20 protein-coding genes are annotated in these 23,446 nt (G+C 65.4%); 10 read left to right on the plus strand and 10 right to left on the minus strand.

Features of this window, described 5'->3' with window-relative positions; all coding sequences use genetic code 11:
• Positions 1–36: 36 nt before the first annotated feature.
• From speD to SPBM01_RS16265, 8 genes are read right to left on the minus strand one after another with little or no spacing between them, the layout of a single operon-like run.
• On the minus strand, positions 37–429 hold the full coding sequence (speD, locus tag SPBM01_RS16230) for an adenosylmethionine decarboxylase (protein WP_188062636.1): 393 nt from the start codon (positions 427–429) through the stop codon (positions 37–39).
• Positions 426–2,009: an NAD(P)-binding protein gene (locus tag SPBM01_RS16235; RefSeq protein ID WP_188062637.1), complete on the minus strand. Its 1,584-nt coding sequence runs from the start codon at positions 2,007–2,009 to the stop codon at positions 426–428. Before SPBM01_RS16235 ends, speD begins: the two co-directional genes overlap by 4 nt.
• The gene (locus tag SPBM01_RS16240) at positions 1,999–3,528 is read right to left on the minus strand and encodes a polyamine aminopropyltransferase (RefSeq protein WP_188062638.1); all 1,530 of its coding nucleotides are present in this window, start codon (positions 3,526–3,528) and stop codon (positions 1,999–2,001) included. Before SPBM01_RS16240 ends, SPBM01_RS16235 begins: the two co-directional genes overlap by 11 nt.
• Positions 3,521–3,733: a DUF350 domain-containing protein gene (locus tag SPBM01_RS16245; RefSeq protein ID WP_188062639.1), complete on the minus strand. Its 213-nt coding sequence runs from the start codon at positions 3,731–3,733 to the stop codon at positions 3,521–3,523. Before SPBM01_RS16245 ends, SPBM01_RS16240 begins: the two co-directional genes overlap by 8 nt.
• Positions 3,734–3,743: 10 nt before the next feature.
• Positions 3,744–3,890: a hypothetical protein gene (locus SPBM01_RS16250; RefSeq protein WP_188062640.1), complete on the minus strand. Its 147-nt coding sequence runs from the start codon at positions 3,888–3,890 to the stop codon at positions 3,744–3,746.
• Entirely contained in the window at positions 3,887–5,230 is a 1,344-nt protein-coding gene (locus SPBM01_RS16255) for a DUF4178 domain-containing protein (protein WP_188062641.1), read from the minus strand. Before SPBM01_RS16255 ends, SPBM01_RS16250 begins: the two co-directional genes overlap by 4 nt.
• A complete protein-coding gene (locus SPBM01_RS16260) occupies positions 5,220–5,891 on the minus strand; it encodes a DUF4178 domain-containing protein (protein ID WP_188062642.1) in 672 nt (223 codons plus the stop codon). The genes SPBM01_RS16255 and SPBM01_RS16260 overlap by 11 nt, the downstream gene beginning before the upstream one ends.
• A 5-nt stretch (positions 5,892–5,896) precedes the next feature.
• Entirely contained in the window at positions 5,897–6,877 is a 981-nt protein-coding gene (locus SPBM01_RS16265; protein ID WP_188062643.1) for an SPFH domain-containing protein, read from the minus strand.
• A gap of 207 nt (positions 6,878–7,084) precedes the next feature.
• Between SPBM01_RS16265 and SPBM01_RS16270 the strand changes: the two genes are divergently transcribed.
• From SPBM01_RS16270 to SPBM01_RS16295, 6 genes are all read left to right on the plus strand, one after another.
• The gene (locus tag SPBM01_RS16270; RefSeq protein ID WP_188062644.1) at positions 7,085–8,569 is read left to right on the plus strand and encodes an aldehyde dehydrogenase family protein; all 1,485 of its coding nucleotides are present in this window, start codon (positions 7,085–7,087) and stop codon (positions 8,567–8,569) included.
• Complete coding sequence (locus SPBM01_RS16275; protein ID WP_188062645.1) at positions 8,566–9,363, plus strand: carboxymuconolactone decarboxylase family protein; 798 nt, start codon at positions 8,566–8,568, stop codon at positions 9,361–9,363. The genes SPBM01_RS16270 and SPBM01_RS16275 overlap by 4 nt, the downstream gene beginning before the upstream one ends.
• Positions 9,360–10,118 (plus strand): SDR family NAD(P)-dependent oxidoreductase, encoded by a 759-nt coding sequence (locus SPBM01_RS16280; protein WP_188062646.1) that lies wholly within the window; start codon positions 9,360–9,362, stop codon positions 10,116–10,118. Before SPBM01_RS16275 ends, SPBM01_RS16280 begins: the two co-directional genes overlap by 4 nt.
• A gap of 17 nt (positions 10,119–10,135) precedes the next feature.
• Complete coding sequence (locus SPBM01_RS16285; protein WP_262504224.1) at positions 10,136–10,951, plus strand: NAD(P)-dependent oxidoreductase; 816 nt, start codon at positions 10,136–10,138, stop codon at positions 10,949–10,951.
• A 4-nt stretch (positions 10,952–10,955) separates the two neighbouring features.
• Positions 10,956–11,741, plus strand: coding sequence for an SDR family oxidoreductase (locus SPBM01_RS16290; RefSeq protein WP_188062648.1), 786 nt, complete (start codon positions 10,956–10,958; stop codon positions 11,739–11,741).
• Between the two features lie 82 nt (positions 11,742–11,823).
• Positions 11,824–15,120, plus strand: coding sequence for a PAS domain-containing hybrid sensor histidine kinase/response regulator (locus tag SPBM01_RS16295; RefSeq protein ID WP_188062649.1), 3,297 nt, complete (start codon positions 11,824–11,826; stop codon positions 15,118–15,120).
• Positions 15,121–15,125: 5 nt separating this feature from the next.
• Here SPBM01_RS16295 and SPBM01_RS16300 read toward each other — a convergent pair whose 3' ends face one another.
• Complete coding sequence (locus tag SPBM01_RS16300) at positions 15,126–15,695, minus strand: LuxR C-terminal-related transcriptional regulator (protein ID WP_262504450.1); 570 nt, start codon at positions 15,693–15,695, stop codon at positions 15,126–15,128.
• A gap of 133 nt (positions 15,696–15,828) precedes the next feature.
• Complete coding sequence (acs, locus tag SPBM01_RS16305) at positions 15,829–17,772, minus strand: acetate--CoA ligase (RefSeq protein ID WP_188062650.1); 1,944 nt, start codon at positions 17,770–17,772, stop codon at positions 15,829–15,831.
• 195 nt (positions 17,773–17,967) lie between these two features.
• Here acs and SPBM01_RS16310 point away from each other — a divergent pair, with 195 nt between their 5' ends.
• The 4 genes from SPBM01_RS16310 (at position 17,968) to SPBM01_RS16325 (ending at position 23,439) form a co-directional block, all read left to right on the plus strand.
• Positions 17,968–19,362 (plus strand): DcaP family trimeric outer membrane transporter, encoded by a 1,395-nt coding sequence (locus SPBM01_RS16310; RefSeq protein ID WP_188062651.1) that lies wholly within the window; start codon positions 17,968–17,970, stop codon positions 19,360–19,362.
• 12 nt (positions 19,363–19,374) lie between these two features.
• Positions 19,375–21,045 carry an MFS transporter gene (locus SPBM01_RS16315; RefSeq protein ID WP_188062652.1) on the plus strand — a complete coding sequence of 557 codons (1,671 nt, stop codon included), beginning with the start codon at positions 19,375–19,377 and terminating at the stop codon, positions 21,043–21,045.
• 391 nt (positions 21,046–21,436) lie between these two features.
• On the plus strand, positions 21,437–22,525 hold the full coding sequence (locus SPBM01_RS16320; protein ID WP_188065778.1) for a glycoside hydrolase family 68 protein: 1,089 nt from the start codon (positions 21,437–21,439) through the stop codon (positions 22,523–22,525).
• A complete protein-coding gene (locus SPBM01_RS16325) occupies positions 22,522–23,439 on the plus strand; it encodes an ROK family protein (protein WP_188062653.1) in 918 nt (305 codons plus the stop codon). The genes SPBM01_RS16320 and SPBM01_RS16325 overlap by 4 nt, the downstream gene beginning before the upstream one ends.
• Positions 23,440–23,446 lie beyond the last annotated feature (7 nt).

Genomic DNA, 23,446 nt, shown 5'->3' on the forward strand with positions numbered 1-23,446 from the left:
TTTAAGGCGACAGCGACATGGACATAGAGTCAGCGATCAATCGACGCGCGAGTCTATGTCCATGTCGCTGTCTATTTCACCGCCGCGCAGGACCATGGTTTCGCGAATGCAATCGGGTGCCAGCCGGTTGTCCAGCACTGCCAGCGCGGCGGCGGGATCATGCCGTTCCCCGCACAGGAAAATGTCGATCGCGGCATAGCCATGTTCGGGCCAGGTGTGGATCGACATATGCGATTCGGCGAGCAGAGCGATGCCCGTCACCCCGTGGCCCGGCCCGAAATGATGAAGGTGGACGCCAATGACGCTGGCCCCCGCCGCGACCGCCGCCGCGCGCAGGGCGTCCTCCACCAGCGCCAGATCATCCAGCACCGGGCAGCCATAAAGGTCGGCGAGCAGATGGCGGCCATCATAGGTGAAGGGCGGGGTCATAACAGCGTCTCGAACGGGTGGTTGAGCAAGGCCAGCGCGCTTTCGGCGGCGGCCATGCCCTGATAATGGGCTTCCTCGAAAAGGGACAGGCCGCTCATGTCGCTATGCGCGCGGAAGATGGGCGGTGTCGTCGCCGCGCGCATTGCCGGGGCCGTGGTCCAGATATAGCCGGGCGTCGGGCGGATCATCGCATGGCCCCATTTCCACAGGTCGATGGAACGGATCGCGCCATCAAGGTCGGGGTTGGTCGCCAGCAGATCGTCGCGCACGATTCCCCGCCATGCCGCATCGCTCCGCTCCACCAGCAGGCGGCGGGCGGTGACGGGCGGCAGGTCGGACAGGGGCAGATACCATGTCAGGACGGTCGGTCCCTGCCGCGATGCGCTTTGATGGGTGGCAACGACATAGCCCAGCGACGCGCTGCTGGCCGAAACATTGTCCCATGCCAGCGCTGCGCCCTTCCCGCCCGGCGCGCGATCGACGGTCACGTTGGCGACCAGCCATGGGGCATAGCTATGATCCGCGCCGACCGCCTCACCCAGCAGGCGTCCGGCGATGAAGTGCGGCATGGCGAGGATCAGTGCCTTGGCATGAATGCGAACGCTGCGGTCGCGCGCCGTGTCGAACAGGTCGAGCGTCGCGCCGGATGGAGTGGCGGCGGCACGGAACGCGACCTGCCCCGTCGCGATCCGGTCGGGGAAGCGGGCGCGCATCTGGTCGGTCAGGCGGGCGTTTCCTTCGGGCCAGGTCAGTTCATTGTCGCCCCCTGCTGCGGCGAAGCCCCGGCGGCTGGCAAAATAATGGATGCCCGCCCAGGCAGACACGGCATCCGGTTCCGTCCCATAATCGTCGCGGCAGGCATAGCGGACATGGGCGCGCAGCACGGGCGAGGTCCAGCCCTTGCCGTCCAGCCAGCGGGCGAAGCTGATCCTATCGAGCGCCAGCAGGTCGGCGTCGCGGGCGCTATAGGCGATGGGGATGGCGAAGGCGGGGCGGCCTGCTGCGTCGCGCCGCTTTGCATAGCCCGCCATTGCGGTGTCGAAGGCGGCAAGATCGGCCTTGTCCCTGGCCGACAGGCCCGTGCGCGGGACCAGTCCTTCCTGCCACCGCCCCTGCCACAGCAGCCGTTCGGGCATGTCGGCGCACAGTTGCAGCGGGTCGTAGACGGGCCGTCCTTCACGGTCGCCAGTAACGATGCCGAACTGGCGCAGCATATGGCGCAGGCCGCGCGCCTCCATATTGGGGACGGGCAGATAATGTGCGCCCAGCGGAAAGGCGGAGACGGCGTTGCGCCCGCTGCGCGCATTGCCGCCGACGCTGGATTCCATTTCGATCAGGCGGAAGTCCCTGAACCCCGCTTCGGCCAGCCGCCAGCCAGCGGCAAGGCCCGCGACCCCGCCGCCCGCGATCAGCAGGGTGGTGTGCGCCTCCTCGCTCGGTTCGGGGAAGCCCCCGTCGCGCAACCGGTGGCCCAGCGCCATGTCCGCGCCGCCGCTGGTGCCGGGAGCGGCACGCGGGGCGCAGCCGCTGAGCGCCAGCGCTGCGCCTGCCTGCATCACCGTGCGCCGGTCAGCCTTCATAGCGCGCCCATTCCTGCGCGAAGCTGCGGACCAGCGCCTGATTGTCCAGCCGGTTCACCGGCACCGGACGGCGGGCCATGTCCGGCGGGAATATCATCGCCTGCGCCGCCACGGCGGCCGACAGGAAGCGGTTGGTGGGCAGCAGCGCGACCTGCATCCCCGGATCGGTCTGCCCCGCCAATATGAAACCCCATTCGCCGAAACTCGGCACATAGGCATGATAGGGGCGGGTCTGGAACCCGGCAGCCTCCAGCGTCGTCGCCACGGTCCAGAAGGCAGCGGGGGCGACCAGCGGCGACGTGCTTTGCACCACCGCCACGCCGCCGGGGGCCAGGCGCGGGCGCAGCATCCGGTAGAAGCTTTCGGTATAGAGTTTGCCGACAGAAAAATCGACCGGATCGGGGAAATCCACGATGATGACGTCGAAGCGCGCCTGCGCCGTGCGTATCCAGCGGAAAGCATCGGCATTGACGATGTGCATCCGGCGATCCGTCAGTGCATTGCGGTTGAGCGTGGTCAGCAGCGCGGTGTGGCTGAACAGGCGCGTCATCGCGGGATCGAGATCGACGAGCGTGACGCTGCGCACGCCGGGGTGGCGGAACACTTCGCGCGCCGCCAGCCCATCGCCGCCGCCCAGGATCAGGACGTTGCGGGGGTGGGCGACGCGGCCCATCGCCGGATGCACCAGCGCTTCATGATAGCGATATTCGTCGCGGGCGGAAAATTGCAGATTGCCGTTCAGGTAGAGGCGGACATCGTCATCCTTGCGTGTGAGGACGAGCCGCTGATAGGGGCTGGAAGTGGCGTAGATCACCCGTTCGCCATAGGCGGCGATTTCCGACCAGCGCTGGATGCGTTCGGCCATGACGAAGCCTGCGATCAGGCTGGCCGCGACCAGCAGCGCCGACACCTGTTCCCGCAGCAACCGCGCTCGTCCCGGCAGCAGCATGAGCAACAACAGCGCGACACCGACATTGAGCAGGCCGAACATCAGTCCGGTGCGGATGAGGCCAAGATGCGGCACCAGCAGCAGCGGAAAAAGCAGGGATGCCGCCAGCGCGCCGACATAGTCGAAGGTCAGTACGTTCGACACCGTCTCGTTAAAATCGAACCGATCGCGCAGGATGCGCATCAGCAGCGGGATTTCGAGGCCGACGAGGAAGCCGATGACGAAGACGAGGCAGTAGAGGATCAGGCGGAATTGCTCCACCAGCGGGAACAGCAGAAACAGCCCCGCCGCCGACCAGCCCCCCAGCAGCGCGACGAGGATTTCCACCCGAATGAACAGGCGCAGTTCGTCCCGCTTCACATAGCGCGAACACCAGCTGCCCACCCCCATGGCGAACAGATAGGTGCCGATGACGGTCGAAAATTGGGTGACGCTGTCGCCCAGCAGATAGCTGGCGATGGTGCCGGCCAGCAGTTCGTAGATCAGCCCGCAGGTCGCAACTGCAAAGACGCTGGCAAGCAGCAGCGCGACCAGCGTGGAGCGTCCGGGCGCGCGGGGTTGTTCAGCCATGAATGGCGGCGGCAACGACGATGGCCAGGCCAATGGCGATGGCGCCTGCAAATTGCGCGACGGCCAGGTTCTGCTTGTCGCGAATTTCCTCCCACAGCTTGCCGGGTGTCAGCAGGTCGAGGATGACGAAGCCCAGAACGAAAACGACAATGCCGACCCCGGCATAGAGCAGGCTGTTGAGCAGCACGGACAGATTGACGAGCATCTTGCGTCTCCTATTTATGAGTGGGGCCGTAGGCCCGGCCAATGAGCGTGGACCGGCCGCCATCGGCGAAAGGGGAATAGCCCTGCGACGTGCTGGCCAGGAACAGGCCGACAACGATCAGGCACCAGAGGGCGTAGAGGAAGCTACTGCGGCTCATGGCGTGGCAAAGCCCCTGATCCAGTCCCCGGCATCCGGGTCCGCGCCGTCCTTTTGCGCCAGGCGGGCATTTTCGAACAGGCTGTGCAGGATCAGCATCAATATGGGCGGCACCAGCACCAGCAGCACGGCAAGCCACAGGTTGGAGGCAAAGCGTGCGCCGCGTGCGACCCGGATCATAACGTCCACGGGCGGCTGGCCGGTGGACTGATACTGGCCGGTCTGGGCGTTCCAGTCGAAATTGCCCGCACTGCCCCAATGATGCGCCTGCGCGTCGACCACCAGATCATAGCTGCCCGCTGGCAGACTGGCGATCTTGAGCGTCTGGCCGCGCGATCCTTCGGTCCAGTTGCCGTCGCCATCATTGCCGGAATAGCGTTCGTTGAGCGCATAGGCTTCATAGCTGTCCTGCGTCGCCCGGTTGACCAATGCGACGTCGATATCGACCCAGCCCTGTTCGATATTGGACGTGCGGGTTTCGATCGTCACCCCCTGACGCGGGGCGGGCAGGATGATGGGACCGAAAGTCTGCGAAACTTCGGGGCCATCGGGCGTGACAGGGAAGCCGAACGTCTGCGGCTGAAACGTCCGCCCGAACAGGAGGAACAGGGCGATCAGCACGGCGAAGGTGACGAGGCCGACCGGCAGCCAGCCCCTGACCCGGTGGGCGAAGGGCGATGGCTGATGCGCGAGCGGAGTGATGCCGGGCAGCCAGCGTGGCGGGGGCGGCAGGTCGAAGGCGGCGCGGATTTCGCGCGCGGTCAGAAATTCGCTCACCGTCCAGCTTTTTTCGCGGTCGTCCTGCTCCAGGCTGAGCATGAAGCCGGGGCGGACATAGTCGCTGGTCCGCACCGTTTCGCCGACCTTGACCCGCCAGTAAAATTCGCCCGCAACCCGCTGCACACGGGCTTCATTATGGTGGTAGAAGGCCGTGAAGCGGCGCCCGTCCACCACATAGTCGCCGCCGTCATAGCCGGGTGCCGCAGTCAGCATGGTGCCAAGGCTCCACTGGCCGTTTTGTGCGATCAGCCAGCAATAACCCTCGAACGGGTTGAACAGCAGATATTCGTCCCACTCCGCCCAGCCGTCCGACCGCTGCATCCATCCGATCACGTCCCATTCCACCCCGCGCAGCGTGCCGCGCGTGCCGAGCGGGATGGCGAGCGATGCCTGTGTTTCATTGTAGCGGGTGATGATCTGAACATCGGGATGGGCGACGTCGATCAGCGATGCGCAATATTCGCAGGCGATGGTGACGCTCAGCCCCGCCGCGCGAAGGCCAAGCGTCCCGCCACAGGCCGGGCAGGCCAGCGTCCGGGTGGTCGCGGCGTCAGCGGGCATAGGAGGGCATGGTCCAGCCGGGGAGCGGGCGCAGATTGCGGGGGTGCAGGTCGGCCAGCGTTACATATTCGCCGACATAAAGGGCGTGGTCGCGGCTGTCCTTCTGAAAGGAGGCGCAGCGGCCATCGGCCTTGCGGAAATCGACGCTGAGCGCCTGCCACCCGGTCGGTGCGGAAAAGGGCAATTCCCCCTCCCCCGCCACGCAGGTGACGGTGCGGATGTCGGCGACCTGATAATCATGGGCGGCGATGGTGGCTGTTTCACCCGGTAGCACGGTTTCCCCGTCGATCAGGCGGCGCAGGACTTTGGCCATCGGCGCCTTGATGGCCATTTCGCGCATCGCCATATATTGCCCCATGGCTTCGCCGAGCCAGCCATGGCTGCCATCCGCCATCAGCATCAACCATTCATTCCATGCGCCATCGTCCCGGCTCCAGCGGACGCGGCCGATAATGTCGAAGCCCTGCCCCTGCCATTGCCCCTGCGTGCCGATCTGCACCGGGCTGACGTCGAAAGGCAGGTCGGCGATCATGCCCATCGCCTGCGCGCTGGCGTTGTAGCGCACGACGAGCGTGCGGCATTGGTCGCACACCCTGACCGGCAAGGCAGGCGAGCGGAACGCGACATCCGCGCCGCAACTGGGGCAGGCAAAATTATGCATGGGATTTAGCGGATGCGACCCAGCAATTCGGCTTTCTTGGTGTCGAACTCGGCCTGGGTCAGCGCGCCCATTTCCAGCAGCTTGTGCAGTTTTTCGATGAGAGCGAAGGGGTCTTCCGCTGGCGCGGCGGGCGTGCTGCCAAGCGCGCCGGTCATCGCCTGACCGATCGCCAGTCCCGCCGCTGCGCCCGCGCCGATCGCGGCGGTGCCGCCCGACTGGCCTGCGGCGATCTCGATCGCTTCGGCGGCCTGGAATTTGGCATAGCGGTCGAGGTCACCCAGCACGCGCATGGAACTGGCCTTGTCGAGATGCTTCTGCACCTCTTCGGGCAGCGACAGGCTTTCGACGAAGAAGGTTTCGAGCGACAGACCCCACAGGGCAAAGGCGGGCGCGAGGGCGGCCCTGAGCGCTTCGGACAGCGCCGTCTGGCTGGCGGCAAGGTCGAGGAAGGGCGTGCCGCCACCTGCAACGCCCGTGGCAAGGCCGGTCTGGATCGCGGCGCGCAGTTGCGGCTCGATGTCGGCGACGCGCACTTCCCCCAGCGTCCCCATGATGCGCGCGGCGAAGGGCGCGACGTCGCGGATGCGGAAGGAATAGCTGCCGAAGGCGCGGACACGCAGTGGCCCAAGTTCGGGGTCGCGCAGCGTGATCGGCTGGGCTGTCCCCCATTTCAAGCCGATCTGTTCCTTTTCGGAAAAGAAGCAGACATCGGATTTGAAGGGCGATTTGAACCCCTTGTCCCAATGTTCCAGTGCCGTGAGCAGCGGCAGGGTGGACGTGTCGAGCCTGTGCAGGCCCGGCCCGAACATGTCGGCGATGCGCCCTTCGTTGAAGAAGGCGGCGATTTGCCCTTCGCGCACGGTCAGTTGCGCGCCGTTCTGAATTTCCCGATCCGCCATCGGCACCCGCCATCCCAGTTGGCCCGGTTCCTCGACCCAATCGATAATGTCGACAAATTGTTTCGACAGAAAATCCAATATGCCCATGCGCGTTCCCCTGACCGTGCGCCATTTTAGAAGAGCGGAACGGGGCGACAAGCGAAAATGCGCCCCCGTGAAAATCACATTAAACACCGGTACTATTGGCAACGCATGGGCGATATGCCCGCGCATATCTATCCATGCCAAATAATATATGCATTATTTATCCCATGATGCAGGCGGCATACAGCGCCAGCGCACCCGGAGAGAGAGATGGCCTTCACTTCGCCCCCTATCGACATATTGCCGCGCCACGGGGTGCTGATCGGCGGACGCCGTGGCGAGGGCGGCGGGCAGGTTCATGCCCATATCTATCCCGCGACGGGCGCAGTGACGCGCGAACTGCGGCTGGCCGACGCAAATGATGTGGATGAGGCGGTTCGGGCGGCGCGCGCAGCGCACCCGGCATGGCGGGCGTTACCGGGCGACAAAAGGCGCGACATGATGTTCCGGGCGGCGGCGTTGCTGGAACAGGCGATGGGCGACCTGGCACAACTGAGCGTGATCGAAAATGGATCGATCATGCGGGCCGCGCCGTTCGTGGCGATGGATGCGGCACAGAAATTCCGCTATTTCGGTGGCTGGGCGGACAAGATTCAGGGTCTGACCGTGCCGACATGGGGCGCGGCGGCGCATGACTATGTCAGTTACGAACCCTGTGGCGTGGTCGGCGCGATCCTGCCGTGGAACGGGCCGCTGTTCGCTGCGACGATGGTGCTGGCCCCGGCGCTGGCGGCGGGCAATTGCGTGGTCGTCAAAGCGCCCGAACTGGCCCCCTGGTCGGTGCTGCGGCTGGGCGAATTACTGGCCGAAGCGGGCTTTCCCGCTGGCGTCGTGACGGTCGTTGCGGGCGGGGGCGATGTCGGCGCGGCGATGGTCGCGCATCCGGGCATCGACAAGATCCAGTTCGTGGGCAGCGGCGCGACCGCAAAGGCCGTGCTAAAGAACGCGGCCGATACCCTCAAACCCTGCGGGCTGGAACTGGGCGGCAAGTCAGCGGTGATCGTCTTTGCCGACGCGGATATGAAGGAAGCGGCGCGGCGTGGCCTGTCGGGCGGGGTCAGCGCCAATGGGCAGGGCTGCGTCAACGGCACGCGGTTGCTGGTCGAACGGGCAATCTACGAACCCTATGTCGCGATGCTGGGCGCGATGGCGGGGCATGTCGTCGCGGGCGATCCGTTCGACCAGACCACCATGCTGGGTCCGGTGATTTCGGACGGGTCGCTGCAACGGATCATGGCCGTGGTCGATGCGGCGAAGGCCAGCGGCGCGCGGGTCGTGAGCGGTGGCGAGCGGATCGGCGGGGATTGCGCCGGGGGCTATTTCCTGCCGCTCACCATATTGGCCGATGTCGGTCCCGACGATGCAGCGGCGCGCGAGGAGATATTCGGGCCAGTGCTGACCGTAACGCCCTTCGACAGCGAGGAGGAGGCAATCGCGCTGGCCAATGGCAATGATTATGGGCTGGGCGGCTATATCCACACCAGCGACCTGCGCCGCGCGCATCATGTCGCGGCGCGGATCGACGCGGGCCAGATACAGGTCAATGCGTCGGGTGAGGCGATGACGCCCTGCGTGCCGTTCGGGGGCATGAAGCAGAGCGGCTATGGGCGGCTGGGCGGCGAGGCGGGCCTGCATGAATTTTTGCGGATCAAGAATGTCTATGTCAACCTGACCCAGCCGATGGTGGCGGCATGACGATGCTGGACCCGGTGGAGCGCAGCGCGCGCGGCGTGGCGATGGCGGAAGCGATATTGGGCAGGGTGCCGCGCGACGCCGCGACGCTGTATGAAGCGTCGTGGCGCGATTTCGTCTTTGCTGAAATCTGGTCGCGCGAGGGGCTGGACCGGCGGGCGCGCTATCTGATCGCGATGACCAGCGCGGCCAATAATGGCGATGCGGCAATGGCGGGTGCCTATGCGCGCGGGGCGCTGATGTGTGGGGCGCTGACGCTGGCGGAGTTGCGGGAGGCGGCGGCCCATGCGGCGATCTATTGCGGATGGGGGACCGGCGCGATCATCGACACGGGGACGTCGGCGGCGGCGGACGAACTGGGGCTGGCGGCGGCGGACAGTCCGCCGATCCGTGGCGCGGGCTGGACCCATGACGCGCGGATGCAGGACGGGATGGCGGCATTTCTGGACGTCATGACCTTTGCCGGGCCGCCCGCACGGACAGCCTATTTCGAGGCGGGGATCAACGGCTATGTCTTTGGCGAGATATGGCAGCGGCCGGGGCTGGACCAGCGGGCGCGGCGCTGGATCACGCTGGTGGGGGTGTGCGATTCCGCTGCCTATACGCCGATCCACACCCATATCTATGCCGCGATGCAGAGCGGTAACACCGATCAGTCCGAGATGTTCGAATTCGTGCTGCATTATGCGGTCCATTCCGGCTGGCCGAGGGCGTCGGTGGCGCAGGGCGCAGTGATCGAACAGGGCGCGCAGGTGGCCAAGGGGCTGGCGTTCGGCGTGAAGGCGGACGGGCAATGACCCCCGCGTCTATGGCGGGCAAGGTCGCGCTGGTGACCGGCGCGGCGTCCGGGCTGGGGCAGGCGAGCGCGATCCTGCTGGCCGGGCTGGGCGCGCGGGTGTGGATGGTCGACATCAATGCCGACGGGCTGGCCGATACTGCCGCGCGGATCGCGTCAGATGGCGGCGATGCGCAGGTTCATGCGACCGACCTGACCGAGCCGGAGAATTGCGCGGCGGCGGTGGCGGCGGTCATTGCCACGGACGGGCGGCTGGACGCGCTGTGCAATGTCGCGGGGCGCATGAGTTTCGTGCATACGCCGCAAATGTCGGCGCGCGATTACGGGCTGACCATGGCGATCAATCTGCACGCGCCCTTTCATCTGTGCCAGGCTGCGATCCCCCACTTGCTGAAAGCTGACGGCACGATCGTCAATGTGACCTCCACCGCTGCCTTTGTGGGCCAGGCCTATCTGGCAGCCTATTGCGCCAGCAAGGCAGGACTGACGCATATGACCAAGGCGCTGGCGATGGAATATATGCATCAGCCGATCCGCATCAACGCGGTCGCGCCGGGCGGGATGATGACCGGCATCGTCACCGGCATGACCATGCCGCCGGACATCGACCGAACGCTGATCGACCGTTTTTCGGGGCTGCGCGGATTGGTGGAGGTGGAGGAAGTGGCGCAGGTGATCGCCTATCTCGCCTCCCCCGCTGCTAGGGGATTTCATGGCGCGTGCATCAACATGGATCGCGGCATCACCGCAGGCTGATGGCAGGAGAGCGGACAATGAAGATCGGCTTTATCGGGCTGGGCAGTCAGGGCGGGCCGATGGCGCAGCGATTGTGCGAGGCCGGGCATGACATGACGCTGTGGGCGCGGCGGGCAGAGAGCCTGGAGCCGTTTCGCGATGGCCCTGCCCATGTCGCAGACAGTGTCGCGGCGCTGGGTGCGCGATGCGGGATCGTGGCGGTGTGCGTGGTGGACGATGCGGGGGTGGAGGCCATGTGCGCCGACCTGATCCCGGCGATGGCGGCCGGTGGCATCATCATCATCCATGCGACGGTGCATCCGCAAACATGCGTTCGGCTGGCGGAACAGGCCGCAGCGCGCGGCATCGCACTGGTCGATGCGCCGGTCAGTGGCGGCGGTGGCGGCGCGACGGCGGGAACGCTGACGGTGATGCTGGGCGGCTGCGCCGACGCAGTGGCGACCGTGACGCCAGTGCTGCGCGCCTTTGCCGGGCTGATCGTCCATCTGGGCGATGTCGGTGCGGGGCAGACCGCAAAGCTGATCAACAATGCGCTGATGGCCGCGCATATGGGGCTGGCGCACCATGCTTTGACCGCCGCCGCCGCCATGGGCGTGGACCGGCAGGCGCTGGCCGCGTTGGTGAAGGTGAGCAGCGGGCGCAGTTTCGGGTTCGACGTCTATGCCCGCCAGCCCGATCTGGCCGCCTTTGCCCATGGTGCGCGCCTGCTGGCCAAGGATGTGCGCCTGCTGGGCGAAGTGACCGGCGATACCGCCGACTATGCCGCGTTGCAGGGCGCGGCCCAACCCTATCTCGACCATGTCGCCGACAGCCACAACCTTCAACCGGAGTAACCCCATGTCCTTTTCCATCGACCAGTTTCGCCTGGACGGCAAAGTCGCCATCGTCACCGGCGCTGGCGGGCGCGGCAACAGCATCGGGCGGGCCTATGCCACGGGCCTTGCGGCGGCAGGCGCGGCGGTCGTCGTCGCCGACCTGAACGAAGCGGGCGCGCAGGCCGTGGCGGACGAAATCATCGCGGCGGGGGGCAAGGCGATCGCGGTCGGGGTCGACATCACGCAGGCCGATCAGGTTGCGGCCATGGCGCAGGCGGCTGAGGCAGCGTTCGGCGGCATCGACATTCTGGTCAACAATGCCGCGCTGATGCTGGAACTGGGGCAATTGCATGTGGCCGACGTGCCGGTCGAACAATGGAACAGGATCATGACCGTCAATGTGACCGGCGCGCTCCTATGCGCGCAGGCAGTCATCCCGGCGATGCGGGCGCGGGGTGGCGGGCGGATCATCAATCAGGTGTCGGGTGGGGCGTTCCCCGCGATTTCCATCTATGGCGTCAGCAAGCTGGCGCTGACCGGCCTGACCACCACCATGGCGCGGCAATTGGGCAAGGACGGCATCACCGCCAACGCCATCGCGCCGGGCAATGTGACGAGCGAGGCAGGCGCGGCGCTGGTGCCGGACGGGTCGCCCTTTGCGCAGTTTCTGGCGATGTCGGTCTGCACCCGCGCCAGCGGCGCGCCGGACGAACTGGTCGGCGCGCTGCTGCTGCTCTGTTCGCCCGCAGGCGCGTGGATCACCGGACAGACGATCCATGTCGATGGCGGATGGGTGCTGCGCCCCTGATACAGCGATGGCGGCATTGTCTGGCGGCCGGGCGCGACACCGCCTAAAGGAGGCATGAACGGACGATTTAACGGGGACCGCCATGTCTGCGCCATTTGCCATGGCAATCCTCTATATGGCGCTGATGTTCGGCGGGACGGCGCTGGCGCATCGCTATCGCCACCGGCTGCACGGGTCGTCCTGGCGGATCTATGCCTATACGCTGGCCTTTGCGGTCTATTGCACCAGTTGGACCTATTTCGGCGCGGTCGGCAGCGCCGCGACCGGGGGATGGGCGTTTCTGCCCATCTATCTTGGCCCGATATTGCTGATGGCGTTCGGCGGGCGCTTCCTGCGCCGGTTGAACGTGGAAGTGCATAAGGAAGGCGCGACGTCCATTTCGGATTTCATCGCGTCGCGCTTTGAAAAGAGCCGGTCGGTCGCCGCACTGGTGACGATGATCGCGCTGTTCGGGACGATCCCCTATATCGCGCTGCAATTGCGGTCGGTGGCGCTGAGTTTTGCGCTGGTGTCGGGAACGCCCGAAAGCACCGGGCCACTGTTCGGCGCGGCGGCGATGCTGGCGCTGTTCGCCATCCTGTTCGGCGCGCGCCGTTATCAGGTGGCGGGGCAGAATGAGGCGATCCTGTTTGCCGTCGCGTTTGAATCCATCCTGAAACTGGGCGCGATATTCCTGGTGTCAGGCCTGTCGCTATGGCTGTTGTGGCAGGTGCCGTCGGAACGGATCATGGCGGAACTCACGCCGTTTCGCGCGCATTTTGCGCTGGGCAATCTGGACGCCGACTTTTTCGTGACGACATTGGTGTCGATGCTGGCGATAATGTGCCTGCCGCGCCATTTCTTCATCAGCGTGATGGAAGCGCGCGACCCCGACGACATCATGAAAGCGCGCTGGGGCTTTATCGCCTATCTGGTGCTGACCATGCTGGCGGTGCTGCCGATTGCGGCGGCAGGCGTTGCGATGCTGGAACCCGGCGCGATGCCGGACCTGTTCGTCATCAGCCTGCCCCGGCAACTGGGTTTCGGCACGGTGACGATGATCGTGTTTCTGGGTGGATTGTCGGCGGCAGTCGCCATGGTCGTGACCGAAACGGTGGCGATTTCCAGCATGATTTCCAACGATCTGTTCGCGCCGCTGTTGCTGCGCCGGTCGGGTGGCGACGTGCATGTGGGCGAACGGTTGTTGTGGATAAGGCGCAGCGCGATCATCGCGTTGATGGCGGCCGCTGCGGTCTATGCGATGGTGACGCCGTCCACCACGCAACTGGCGGCGGTCGGCATAATCGCGTTCGTGGCGATCGCCCAATGCGCGCCTGCGCTGATCCTGGCGGTATGGCGCACGAATAATGACGCGATGGCGGGGCGGGCCAGCCTGATCACCGGATTCCTGCTGTGGTTCGTGCTGCTGTTCGTCCCCGCGATCAGCGGCGTGGATATGATCGCCCTGCCCACATTCGCCCATGCCAGTCCGGTCGCGTCGGGCGCGATCATCAGCCTGGGCGGCAATCTGATCGCCTATCTGCTGGTGTCGGCGCGCAAGGTCGGGGGGAGCGGGATCGGCGGCGGGCTGATCGGCCAGCGGGGTATTGCCGCGATTTCGACCGTCGAGGCGCTGGAGGCGCTGGTGGTGCGGTTCGTGGGGGCGGATGCGGCGGCGCAGGCATTCGGCGCGGACAGCGACCCGGTGCGACCGATCGACCGGGCGAGCGCGCGCACGGCGGAACGGCTGATCGGCAGCGTGGTGGGCGCGTCATCGGCACGGGCGATCATGGCATCGGCGATTTCGGGTCAGGGCATGGGGCTGACCGAAGTGACCCAGATGCTGGATGCGTCCGGGCAATCACTGCATTTTTCGCAAGGGTTGCTGGCCGCGACGCTGGAAAATATCGACATCGGCGTCAGCGTGGTGGACCGCGACCTGCGGCTGGTGGCGTGGAACAGCCGCTATCTGGAACTGTTCAAATATCCGCCCGGCATGGTCCGCATCGGCGTGCCGATCGCCGACCTGATCGGGTTCAATGCGCAGCGCGGCGATTGTGGGCCGGGCGCGGTGGAGGATCATGTGTCGCGCCGGATGGAACATCTGCGCAGTCGCAGCCTGCACAGTTTCGAGCGGCACCGGGCCGATGGCCGCGTGATCAAGACAGTCGGCGGGCCGATGCCCGATGGCGGCTATGTCATGTCCTTTACCGACATCACGATCGAGGCGCAGGCGCGGGCGGCGACCGAAACGGCGCGGCGCGACCTGGAACAGGCGGTGGTCGCGCGGACCGCAGAACTGTCCGACGTTAACGCACAACTGGCGCGCGCGATGATGGACAAGACGCGCTTTCTGGCGGCAGCGAGCCATGACCTGTTGCAGCCGCTGCACGCCGCGATGCTGTTTTCCGCTGCGCTGCGCCGCAGGTTGGCGGAGCCGGAGCAGGCGATGCTGTCGCGGCTGGACCGATCGATCGAGGGGGCCAACGACCTGTTGCGCGCGCTGCTCGACATATCGAAGCTGGATGCGGGCGGGGTGATGCCGCAGCCGGTGCGCTTTGCGGTGCGGCCCTTGCTGGTCGATCTGGTCGAGAATTTCCAGCCATTGGCGGCGGAGAAGGGACTGCGGCTGGCGATCGGGCCGGGCGACGGGTGGGTCGAGTGCGACCGGACGCTGTTGCGGTCGATCATGCAGAATTTCCTGGCCAATGCGGTGCGTTATACCGAAGCCGGCGGCGTGGTGGTGGCGGCGCGCAGGCGGGGCGATTGCCTGCGGCTGGAAGTGCATGACAGCGGCATCGGCATTCCGCCCGACAAGCTGAGCGCGATCTTTCGCGAGTTCGAGCGGCTGGGGCAAGGGAGCGAGACGGGGATCGGGCTGGGGCTGGCGATCGTGGAGCGATCCGCGCCGCTGGTGGGCGGGACGGTCATGGTGCAGTCGGTCGTCGGACGCGGGAGTTGCTTTGCGATTACGCTGCCGATGGTGATGGAAGGCGGGGGCCGCGCCCCTGCCCTTGCGCCACCCGCCAGCGCCATCGCGCCGCGCCGGTTGCTGGTGGTCGATGACGACCCGGCCAATCGGGACGCGATGCGCGCCGTGCTGGAAGGGTTGGGCCATGATTGCGTCACGGCAGCGGGCGAGGCGGACGCGATGGCGGATGGGGGGCCGTTTGACGGGGCGCTGGTGGATTTCCACCTCGGCAGCGGCGGCGATGGCATCGACCTGATCGACAGGTTGCGGGTGCGTAAGCCTGACCTGCCGGTGGCGCTGGTGACGGCGGAACGGGGGCAAGCGGTGCTGGACCGGGCGCAGGCGCGGGATGTGGCGGTGTTGTCCAAGCCGCTGGGCGTAGTGGCGCTGAACCAGTGGATCGCGGCGCGGACGCAGCCGATGGGGTGAGGCGGTTAGCGATCTGCGCCCAGACCCAACGCGCGGGCGGCCAGCGCGGCCTGGGTGCGGTTCTGGACGCCGAGTTTCGCCAGCACCGTCGTCATATGCGATTTGATGGTGGATTCCGCCACGCCCAGTTCCCACGCAATCTGCTTGTTAAGCTGCCCATCCAGCACGCCCAGCAACACGCGCAACTGGGTGGGAGTGAGCGAGGCGACCTTGCCCGCCATGGCGTCTATCTCGTCATGGATGAGGATGGCGGGGGCGGGATGATCGCCCGCCAGTGCGGCGGCGATGGCATCCTCTATGACCGACAGATCCTGATCCTTGCCGATGAAACCGACTGCCCCGTAGCGCCGGGCTTCGGGGGCGGCGACCTGCGCTTCTGCGCTGGAGACGACGAGGATGGGGACCGAGGGGCGTTCGGCGTGGAGCAGGGCGACGCCGGAAAAGCCCGCCGATCCGGGCATTTTGAGGTCGAGCAGGATGAGCAGCAGATCGCTGGCCGCCGACGCCGCCACCGCCCGGTCGAGCGTGGCGGCCTCCACGATATGCGCGTCGGGCGCGACATTGCCCGCCGCCATGACCAATGCCTGACGGAACAGCGGATGATCGTCCGCAATCAGGATCGTGCCATGCGCGCTCAGTTGCCGTTCCTTTCCGCCGCTATTCCCGTCATCGAAATTGGGGATAGTCCTTGCGCGCTGCAAGGGGGGCTTATGCCCCGGCCATCTGGCTGTCGGCGATCAGGGTTTCGACGACGGACGGGTCGGCCAGCGTGGAAATGTCGCCCAGCGCGCCCGTCTCGCCCTCTGCGATCTTGCGCAGGATGCGGCGCATGATCTTGCCGGAGCGAGTCTTGGGCAGGCCGGGCGCGAACTGGATGATGTCGGGCGTAGCGATGGGGCCAATTTCGTTGCGGACCCAGGCGACCAGTTGACGGCGCAAATCGTCCGACGGTTCCTCGTTCGCGTTCAGGGTGACATAGGCGTAGATGCCCTGCCCCTTGATCGGGTGCGGCATACCCACGACGGCGGCTTCGGCGACCTTGGCATGGGCGACGAGCGCGCTTTCGACTTCGGCGGTTCCCATGCGGTGGCCCGACACGTTGATGACGTCATCGACCCGGCCGGTGATCCAGTAATAGCCATCGGCATCGCGACGTGCGCCGTCGCCGGTGAAATAGCGACCGGGATAGGTGGTGAAATAGGTCTGGAAGAAGCGCGAATGATCGCCATAGACTGTGCGCATCTGGCCGGGCCAGCTTTTGGCGATGCAGAGGTTGCCTTCGACTGCGCCGTCCAGTTCCTTGCCATCGGTATCGACCAGCAAAGGATGAACGCCGAACAGGGGCTTGGTCGCCGATCCGGGTTTCAGGTCGGTCGCGCCGGGCAAGGGGGCGATGAGGATGCCGCCGGTTTCGGTTTGCCACCATGTGTCCACGATCGGGCAGCGGCTGTCGCCGACGATGCGGTGATACCATTCCCATGCTTCGGGATTGATCGGTTCGCCTACGCTGCCCAGGATGCGCAGCGACGCGCGGCTGGCCGCCTGCACAAAGCCGTCGCCTTCGCGCATCAGCGCGCGGAGCGCTGTGGGGGCGGTGTAGAAGATCGCCACGTTCCATTTATCGCAGACCTGCCAGAAGCGGCTGTGATCGGGATAGTTGGGGACGCCTTCGAACATCAGGGTCGTCGCGCCATTGGCGAGCGGGCCGTAGACGACGTAGCTGTGGCCAGTGACCCAGCCGATGTCGGCGGTACACCAATAGACTTCGCCGGGGCGGTAATCGAACACCTGTTCATGGGTCATGGCGGCCCAGAGCAGATAGCCGCCCGTGCTGTGCAGGACGCCCTTGGGCGTGCCGGTGGAACCCGACGTGTAGAGGATGAACAGCGGGTCTTCCGCGCCCATGGCTTGCGGTGCGTAATCGGGCGCGGCGGCATCGCGGGCGGGGCCGTAGAACAGGTCGCGGCCCTCCACCATCGCCACGTCCGCGCCGGTGCGCTGGACGACGAGGACGGTTTGCACCGACGGGCAATGGGCGAGAGCCGCATCGACATTGGCCTTGAGCGGCACGCGCTTGCCGCCGCGTAGCCCTTCGTCGGCAGTGATGACGAGACGGGAGTCGCAGTCGCGGATGCGGCTCGCCAGACTGTCGGGGGAGAAGCCGGCGAATACGATCGAATGGACCGCGCCGATGCGGGTGCAGGCGAGCATGGCGAAGGCAGCTTCGGGGATCATCGGCAGATAGAGCGTCACCCGGTCGCCGCGCTGCACGCCATGGCTGCTCAGCACATTGGCGAAGCGGCACACTTCCTCATGCAATTGGGCATAGGTGATGACGCGGCTGTCGGCGGGGTCATCCCCCTCCCAGATGATCGCAGGCTGATCGGCGCGGGTCGCCAGATGGCGGTCGATGCAGTTGGCAGATACATTGAGCTGACCATCGGCGAACCAGCGGATCGCAAAGTCGGCTTCGTCGAAACTGCTTTCATCGACTGTGGTGAAGGGCGTGATCCAGTCTAGCCGCTGGGCCTGTTCGCGCCAGAATGCGTCCGGGTCCGCCTGTGCCAGATCGTGCATCCGGGCCGCAGCCTGTGCCGTGACATGGGCGTCGGCGGCCAGGGCGGCAGGCACGGGGTAAAGGGATTCGCTCATGTAATTCAGGCCTCTCCAAGCTCTTTGTGCGCAGCGTAACGCGCGAAGGCCGCCCTGCCATCCTCGACCAAAGTCGGAGGGGATTGCCACCATGGTCCGCCTTCTCCCCACCCCCTCCCCGCCCGCAGGATGCAAGCATAGCCGGATCGTCAAAGCCCATCAAAGAAGGGGCGACGACCAAGGAGAGGATAGAGGATGCAACGGATAGCCGTTCATGAACCGGGCCGCAGAGACTGGCGGCGCAGCGTGGCAATGGGCGCGATGGCCGTGGCGATGACGACTGCGCCCGGCGCGATGGCGCGGACCCAGCGCGAGGCCGAACTGGAAGCGCGGTTGAACCAGCTGGAAGCCGCCGTATCGGCGCTCAAGGGCGAATTGACGCAGGCGCGCAGCGATCAGCAGGCGTCCACTCAGATAGCCCAAAAGGCCGACAGCCGGGTCGCCGCACTGGAAACCCGGCCAGTGGCCGATGGCTTCAAGATCGGTGCGACGACGTTCACGCTGGGCGGATTCGTCAAGACCGTGGGCAGCGCCACCCGTTATGACGATGGCGAAGTGCCGGGCGGGTCGCTGGGCAAGGAATTCTACCTGCCGCAGCAGATTCCGGTGGGCGGGCGCAGCAGCCGCGACATCATTGGCCATGCGCGCCAGACGCGCCTGTCGTTCAGCACATCCACCCCGCTGGGCGGGCAGGAGGTCAAAAGCGTGGTCGAGTTCGACTTTGCGCTGGCCGCAGCGCCGCTGGGCGCGCAGCGGGCGACCAATCCCTATACGCCGACATTTCGCCGGGGCTTCATCAGCTATGGCAACTGGCTGATCGGGCAGGAATGGACCACGTTCCAGAACCCGGCGCATTTGCCCGAAACCACCGATTTCGTGGGGCCGATGGACGGCGCGATCTTCGTGCGGCAGATGATGGTGCAATATAGGCAGCCGCTGGGCGGCGGGCTGGACCTCTATGTCGCGGCGGAAAATCCGCAGACCGAAACGATCACCACGACATCGCCCGCGCTGGGGGATAATGATCAGGACAGGATGCCCGACCTGGTCGCCAAGCTGGCCTATAAAGGCGCGATCGGCGAACTGCATCTTGCGGGACTGGTGCGCCAACTGTCGGCGCGGGACAATGGCGTGGGCGACACCGCAATGGGATGGGGCGTCACGGCAGGCGGCAAGGTGCCGTTCGGGCCGCAGGGGCGGCATGACCTGCGTTTCCTGGCGACCTATGGCCATGGCATGGGGCGTTACTTCACCGTGGGCTATGCGCCCGACGCGATTTACGACCCGGCGGTGGGCAACCGGCTGCATGTCGTGGACAATGTCGCCGGGTTTGCGGCGCTGAAGCTGGGCTGGACGCCGACCATCCGGTCGACCTTCATGGCCGGATATCAACATGCCGATTATCCCGACGGCATCCTGCTGCCGGGGCTGGCCAATCGGGCGGCCTACAGCTTTGCGGGCAATCTGTTCTGGTCGCCGGTAAAGCAACTGGATTTGGGGATCGAGTATCGCCATGCTCAACGCGAAGTCGTCTCTGGCCTGAAAGGGCAGATGGACCGCGTGGAAATGGCCGCGAAATTCACGTTTTAAGGGAGAGGGCAGATGGCGACAACATATGACGACGGCCAGCCAAAACATAGCGTGACGGGGCAGAACGAGAAACTCGTGATTGCCGCATCGTCGCTGGGGACGGTGTTCGAATGGTATGATTTCTATCTTTACGGTTTGCTGGCGACCTATATCAGCGCGCAATTCTTTTCCGGCGTGAACGAGACGACCGGATTTATCTTTGCGCTGGCGGCGTTCGCGGCGGGCTTTGCGGTGCGGCCGTTCGGGGCGATCGTGTTCGGGCGGATCGGCGACATGGTCGGGCGCAAGAATACGTTTCTGGTGACGATGGGGATCATGGGGCTTTCGACCTTCGCGGTCGGCCTGCTGCCGAGCTATGCCAGCATCGGCGTGGCGGCCCCTATCATCCTGCTGATCATGCGGCTGGCCCAGGGGCTGGCGCTGGGCGGCGAATATGGCGGGGCAGCGACTTATGTGGCCGAACATGCGCCGGAGGGGAAGCGTGGCCTCTATACCAGCTGGATCCAGACCACGGCGACATTCGGCCTGTTCGCCGCGTTGCTGGTGGTCATCGGTTTCCGCTTTGCGTTGGGCGAGGAGGCCTTTGCGGCATGGGGATGGCGTCTGCCATTCCTGATTTCGATCCTGCTGCTGGGCGTGTCGATGTGGATCCGGTTGCAGTTGAATGAAAGCCCCGTGTTCCAGAAGATGAAGGATGAAGGCACGGTGTCCAAGGCGCCGCTGACCGAAGCGTTCGGCCAGTGGGGCAATCTGCGCTGGGTCATCATCGCGCTGCTGGGTGCGGTGATGGGGCAGGCAGTCGTATGGTATGCCGGGCAGTTCTACGCGCTGTTCTTTCTGGAAAAGACGCTGCGGGTGGATGGCGCGACGGCCAATATCCTGATCGCCATTGCGCTGGCGCTGGCGACGCCCTTCTTCGTGTTCTTCGGCTGGCTGAGCGACAAGATCGGGCGCAAGCCGATCATCCTGGGCGGGTGCGCATTGGCGGCGATCACTTACTTCCCCTTGTTCGGGGCGTTAACGAGCGCGGCCAATCCGGCGCTGGCAGCAGCGCAGGCATCAGCACCGGTGACGATCGTGGCGCACCAAGATGAGTGTTCGTTCCAGTTCGATCCGGTCGGCAAGAACAAGTTCGACACATCAAGCTGCGACATCGCCAAAGCCTACATGGCCAAGACCGGGGTGAGTTACAGCAATGTAGAGGCAGCGGCAGGCACGCCTGCTCTCGTCAGGGTCGGCAGCGCCAGCTTTGCAGCGCCCGATGGTGCGACGCTGGCGGGCGGCGGCAAGGCAGCGGCGATCACCGGCTTTCAGGACGAGTTGAAGGCGGGGCTGGCGCAAGCGGGATACCCGCCCAAGGCTGACACGGCCAAGATCAACAAGGTCGCGGTCGTGGCGATCCTGTGGGCGTTGGCGATGCTGGTGACGATGGTTTACGGACCGATCGCCGCGATGCTGGTGGAACTGTTCCCCAGCCGGATCCGCTACACGTCGATGTCGCTGCCCTATCATATCGGCAATGGCTGGTTCGGCGGGTTCCTGCCCACGACCGCTTTTGCGATGGTCGCGGCGACCGGGAATATCTATTACGGCCTGTGGTATCCGGTCGTGGTGGCGGCGGCGACCGTGGTGATCGGGCTGTTGTTCCTGCCGGAAACTTTCCGCCGGAATATCGAACAATAGACAGCAAGATGGACAATATGCGGCATGTGGCAGCATCCGAAAGGGTACTGCCATTTTTTATGGCTGTTTACGTAAACTTTATTATGTGATAATTTCTCAAATATATCATGATAGGTAATATTATGTCTTTTCTGTGCATGACTGTAACACCTGTTACAGTCCTATGCCGCATCGGGAGAAGGGATTGGAAACGCCTGTAAAATTCAGGCCATTTTTTGATTGCAAACGTTTGCCGTTTTGCTATTCCTCTTTCAGGGAGTGATTGCGTGTGCGCCGACCATGGCCGTTCGCGATCGCACATCCCGCCATGTGAAGTGGAAGGTGTCGTCAGGACTGCACGCCTGAAGGTGCCTTCCCCTTCTCATAGAAAAGAGAGAGGATGCGTGACGAGATGACCCCTTGCTGGACCGCTGCGCATGTGCGCGCGATTGGCGCTGACAGGGCCGTTGCGCCATCGATCGGCGCGCAGCATGTCGTCGCGGTCGCGCCCGACATCGACATTTGGGACGCATGGCCGGTGCAGGATCGCGATGGCGTGCCTGTCGTCACGGAGGCGGGCGTGGAAATATGGATGGCGCTGGCTGCGCCGCGTTTCGACGATCCCGATGAACGGCATGGTCATGCGCGGATCCACCTGATCCACTTGTCCGATGGTATATGGTCGGACGCTGGCCCGGCGATGCCGGACGGTTTTTCGCCCGGCAGCCGGGAATGGTCGGGGTCGGCGGTGTTGGACGATGCGACCGGGGACGTGATCCTCTATTTCACCGCAGCGGGCCGCCGGGGCGAGACAGCGCCAAGTTTCGAACAGCGCATGTTCAGCGCGCGGGCGCGGTTGACCGACAAGACGACGCTGGACCAGTGGCATGATCTGCGCGAAGTCATCCTGCCCGATCCGGCGCATTATATGTCCACGACCGTTGGCGGGGGCATCGGCACGATCAAGGCCTGGCGCGATCCGGCCTATTTCCGCGATCCGGCCGATGGCAGCCATTATCTGTTATTTGCCGGGTCGTTGGCCGGGTCTGCTTCGGCCTATAATGGCGTGGTGGGCTTTGCCCGTGCGCCTGCCGACCAGCCGGACGCATGGACGCTCCAGCCGCCTTTGCTGTCGGCGGACGGGGTGAATAATGAGCTGGAACGGCCGCATATGCTGGTCCATGATGGGCTATATTATCTGTTCTGGTCGACGCAGGCCCATGTATTCGACCCGCAAGGTCCGGTCGGTCCCACCGGCCTATATGGCATGGTCGCCGATGCGGTGGATGGCGCGTGGCGGCCAATCAACGGCAGCGGGCTGCTATTCGCCAATCCGGCGGATGCGCCCGCGCAAAGCTATAGCTGGATGGTGATGCCCGATTTGCGCGTGACGAGTTTCATCGACAATTGGGGCGGCGGCACCGCGCGGCGCTTTGGCGGGACGTTCGCGCCCTTCGTGCAATTGTGGCTGGATGGCGATGCGGCGGGAGTAGTGGCGTGAGCGCGCCGCTATTCGCGGGCGTCGAACTGGGCGGGACCAAGATGATCCTGCTGCGCGCACGCGGGCGGGACATTATCGAGCGGGTTTCGATCCCCACGACAACGCCGGGCGAGACTTTGGCTGCGGCGGCGAACCGCCTGCGCGCATGGCAGGCGGAAGAAGCGTTCGCGGCGCTGGGCATCGCGTCGTTCGGGCCGTTGCGGCTGGACCGGGCGGCGGATGATTTCGGCCATATGCTGCCGACGCCCAAGCCGGGCTGGACCGGGGCGGATATTTACGGGGCGCTGGGTGGTCCGCTGGCCTGCCCCGCCGCGATCGACACCGATGTGAATGGCGCGGCGCTGGCGGAGGCGCGATGGGGCGCGGGGGCGGAAGGGGAAACGCCGTCCGACGCGCTATGCTATCTGACGATCGGCACGGGCCTTGGCGGCGGGTTCGCGCTGCATGGCCGGGCGCTGCATGGGGCGATGCACCCGGAATTGGGGCATATCGCGATCCGCCGCGCGCCGGGGGATGATTTTTCCGGTGCCTGCCCCTTCCATGGCGACTGTATCGAGGGGCTGGTGTGCGGCCCGGCGCTGGCGCAGCGGTTCGGGGTGGCAGGCGACCAGATACAAGCCGACAACCCGCGATGGGACCATGTGGCGCATGACATTGCCCGGCTGGTCGGCACGATATTGCTGACCACGGCGGCGCGGCAGGTGCTGATCGGTGGCGGGGTCGGCATCGGGCGGGCGGCATTGCTGGACGTAGTGCGGGCCAAGGTGGTGGCGCAACTGGGCGGCTATCTGCCCTTCGTCACGGCCGACAGCATAGCAAGCATCGTGCGGTTGCCAGCGCTGGGCGATCAGGCCGGGCCGCTGGGTGCAGTGGCGCTGGCGATGGATGCGCTGGAGGCGCAGAAGAACAGCTGATCGGGGA

This window comes from Sphingobium sp. KCTC 72723, assembly GCF_014280435.1.
Taxonomy (GTDB): Bacteria; Pseudomonadota; Alphaproteobacteria; order Sphingomonadales; family Sphingomonadaceae; genus Sphingobium.

Excerpts from the sequence above, each read along its gene's own strand:
- speD (WP_188062636.1), bottom strand. The coding sequence starts at position 429 with ATGACCCCGCCCTTCACCTATGATGGCCGCCATCTGCTCGCCGACCTT.
- SPBM01_RS16235 (WP_188062637.1), bottom strand. The coding sequence starts at position 2,009 with ATGAAGGCTGACCGGCGCACGGTGATGCAGGCAGGCGCAGCGCTGGCG.
- SPBM01_RS16240 (WP_188062638.1), bottom strand. The coding sequence starts at position 3,528 with ATGGCTGAACAACCCCGCGCGCCCGGACGCTCCACGCTGGTCGCGCTG.
- SPBM01_RS16245 (WP_188062639.1), bottom strand. The coding sequence starts at position 3,733 with ATGCTCGTCAATCTGTCCGTGCTGCTCAACAGCCTGCTCTATGCCGGG.
- SPBM01_RS16250 (WP_188062640.1), bottom strand. The coding sequence starts at position 3,890 with ATGAGCCGCAGTAGCTTCCTCTACGCCCTCTGGTGCCTGATCGTTGTC.
- SPBM01_RS16255 (WP_188062641.1), bottom strand. The coding sequence starts at position 5,230 with ATGCCCGCTGACGCCGCGACCACCCGGACGCTGGCCTGCCCGGCCTGT.
- SPBM01_RS16260 (WP_188062642.1), bottom strand. The coding sequence starts at position 5,891 with ATGCATAATTTTGCCTGCCCCAGTTGCGGCGCGGATGTCGCGTTCCGC.
- SPBM01_RS16265 (WP_188062643.1), bottom strand. The coding sequence starts at position 6,877 with ATGGGCATATTGGATTTTCTGTCGAAACAATTTGTCGACATTATCGAT.
- SPBM01_RS16270 (WP_188062644.1), top strand. The coding sequence starts at position 7,085 with ATGGCCTTCACTTCGCCCCCTATCGACATATTGCCGCGCCACGGGGTG.
- SPBM01_RS16275 (WP_188062645.1), top strand. The coding sequence starts at position 8,566 with ATGACGATGCTGGACCCGGTGGAGCGCAGCGCGCGCGGCGTGGCGATG.
- SPBM01_RS16280 (WP_188062646.1), top strand. The coding sequence starts at position 9,360 with ATGACCCCCGCGTCTATGGCGGGCAAGGTCGCGCTGGTGACCGGCGCG.
- SPBM01_RS16285 (WP_262504224.1), top strand. The coding sequence starts at position 10,136 with ATGAAGATCGGCTTTATCGGGCTGGGCAGTCAGGGCGGGCCGATGGCG.
- SPBM01_RS16290 (WP_188062648.1), top strand. The coding sequence starts at position 10,956 with ATGTCCTTTTCCATCGACCAGTTTCGCCTGGACGGCAAAGTCGCCATC.
- SPBM01_RS16295 (WP_188062649.1), top strand. The coding sequence starts at position 11,824 with ATGTCTGCGCCATTTGCCATGGCAATCCTCTATATGGCGCTGATGTTC.
- SPBM01_RS16300 (WP_262504450.1), bottom strand. The coding sequence starts at position 15,695 with ATGGCGGCGGGCAATGTCGCGCCCGACGCGCATATCGTGGAGGCCGCC.
- acs (WP_188062650.1), bottom strand. The coding sequence starts at position 17,772 with ATGAGCGAATCCCTTTACCCCGTGCCTGCCGCCCTGGCCGCCGACGCC.
- SPBM01_RS16310 (WP_188062651.1), top strand. The coding sequence starts at position 17,968 with ATGCAACGGATAGCCGTTCATGAACCGGGCCGCAGAGACTGGCGGCGC.
- SPBM01_RS16315 (WP_188062652.1), top strand. The coding sequence starts at position 19,375 with ATGGCGACAACATATGACGACGGCCAGCCAAAACATAGCGTGACGGGG.
- SPBM01_RS16320 (WP_188065778.1), top strand. The coding sequence starts at position 21,437 with ATGACCCCTTGCTGGACCGCTGCGCATGTGCGCGCGATTGGCGCTGAC.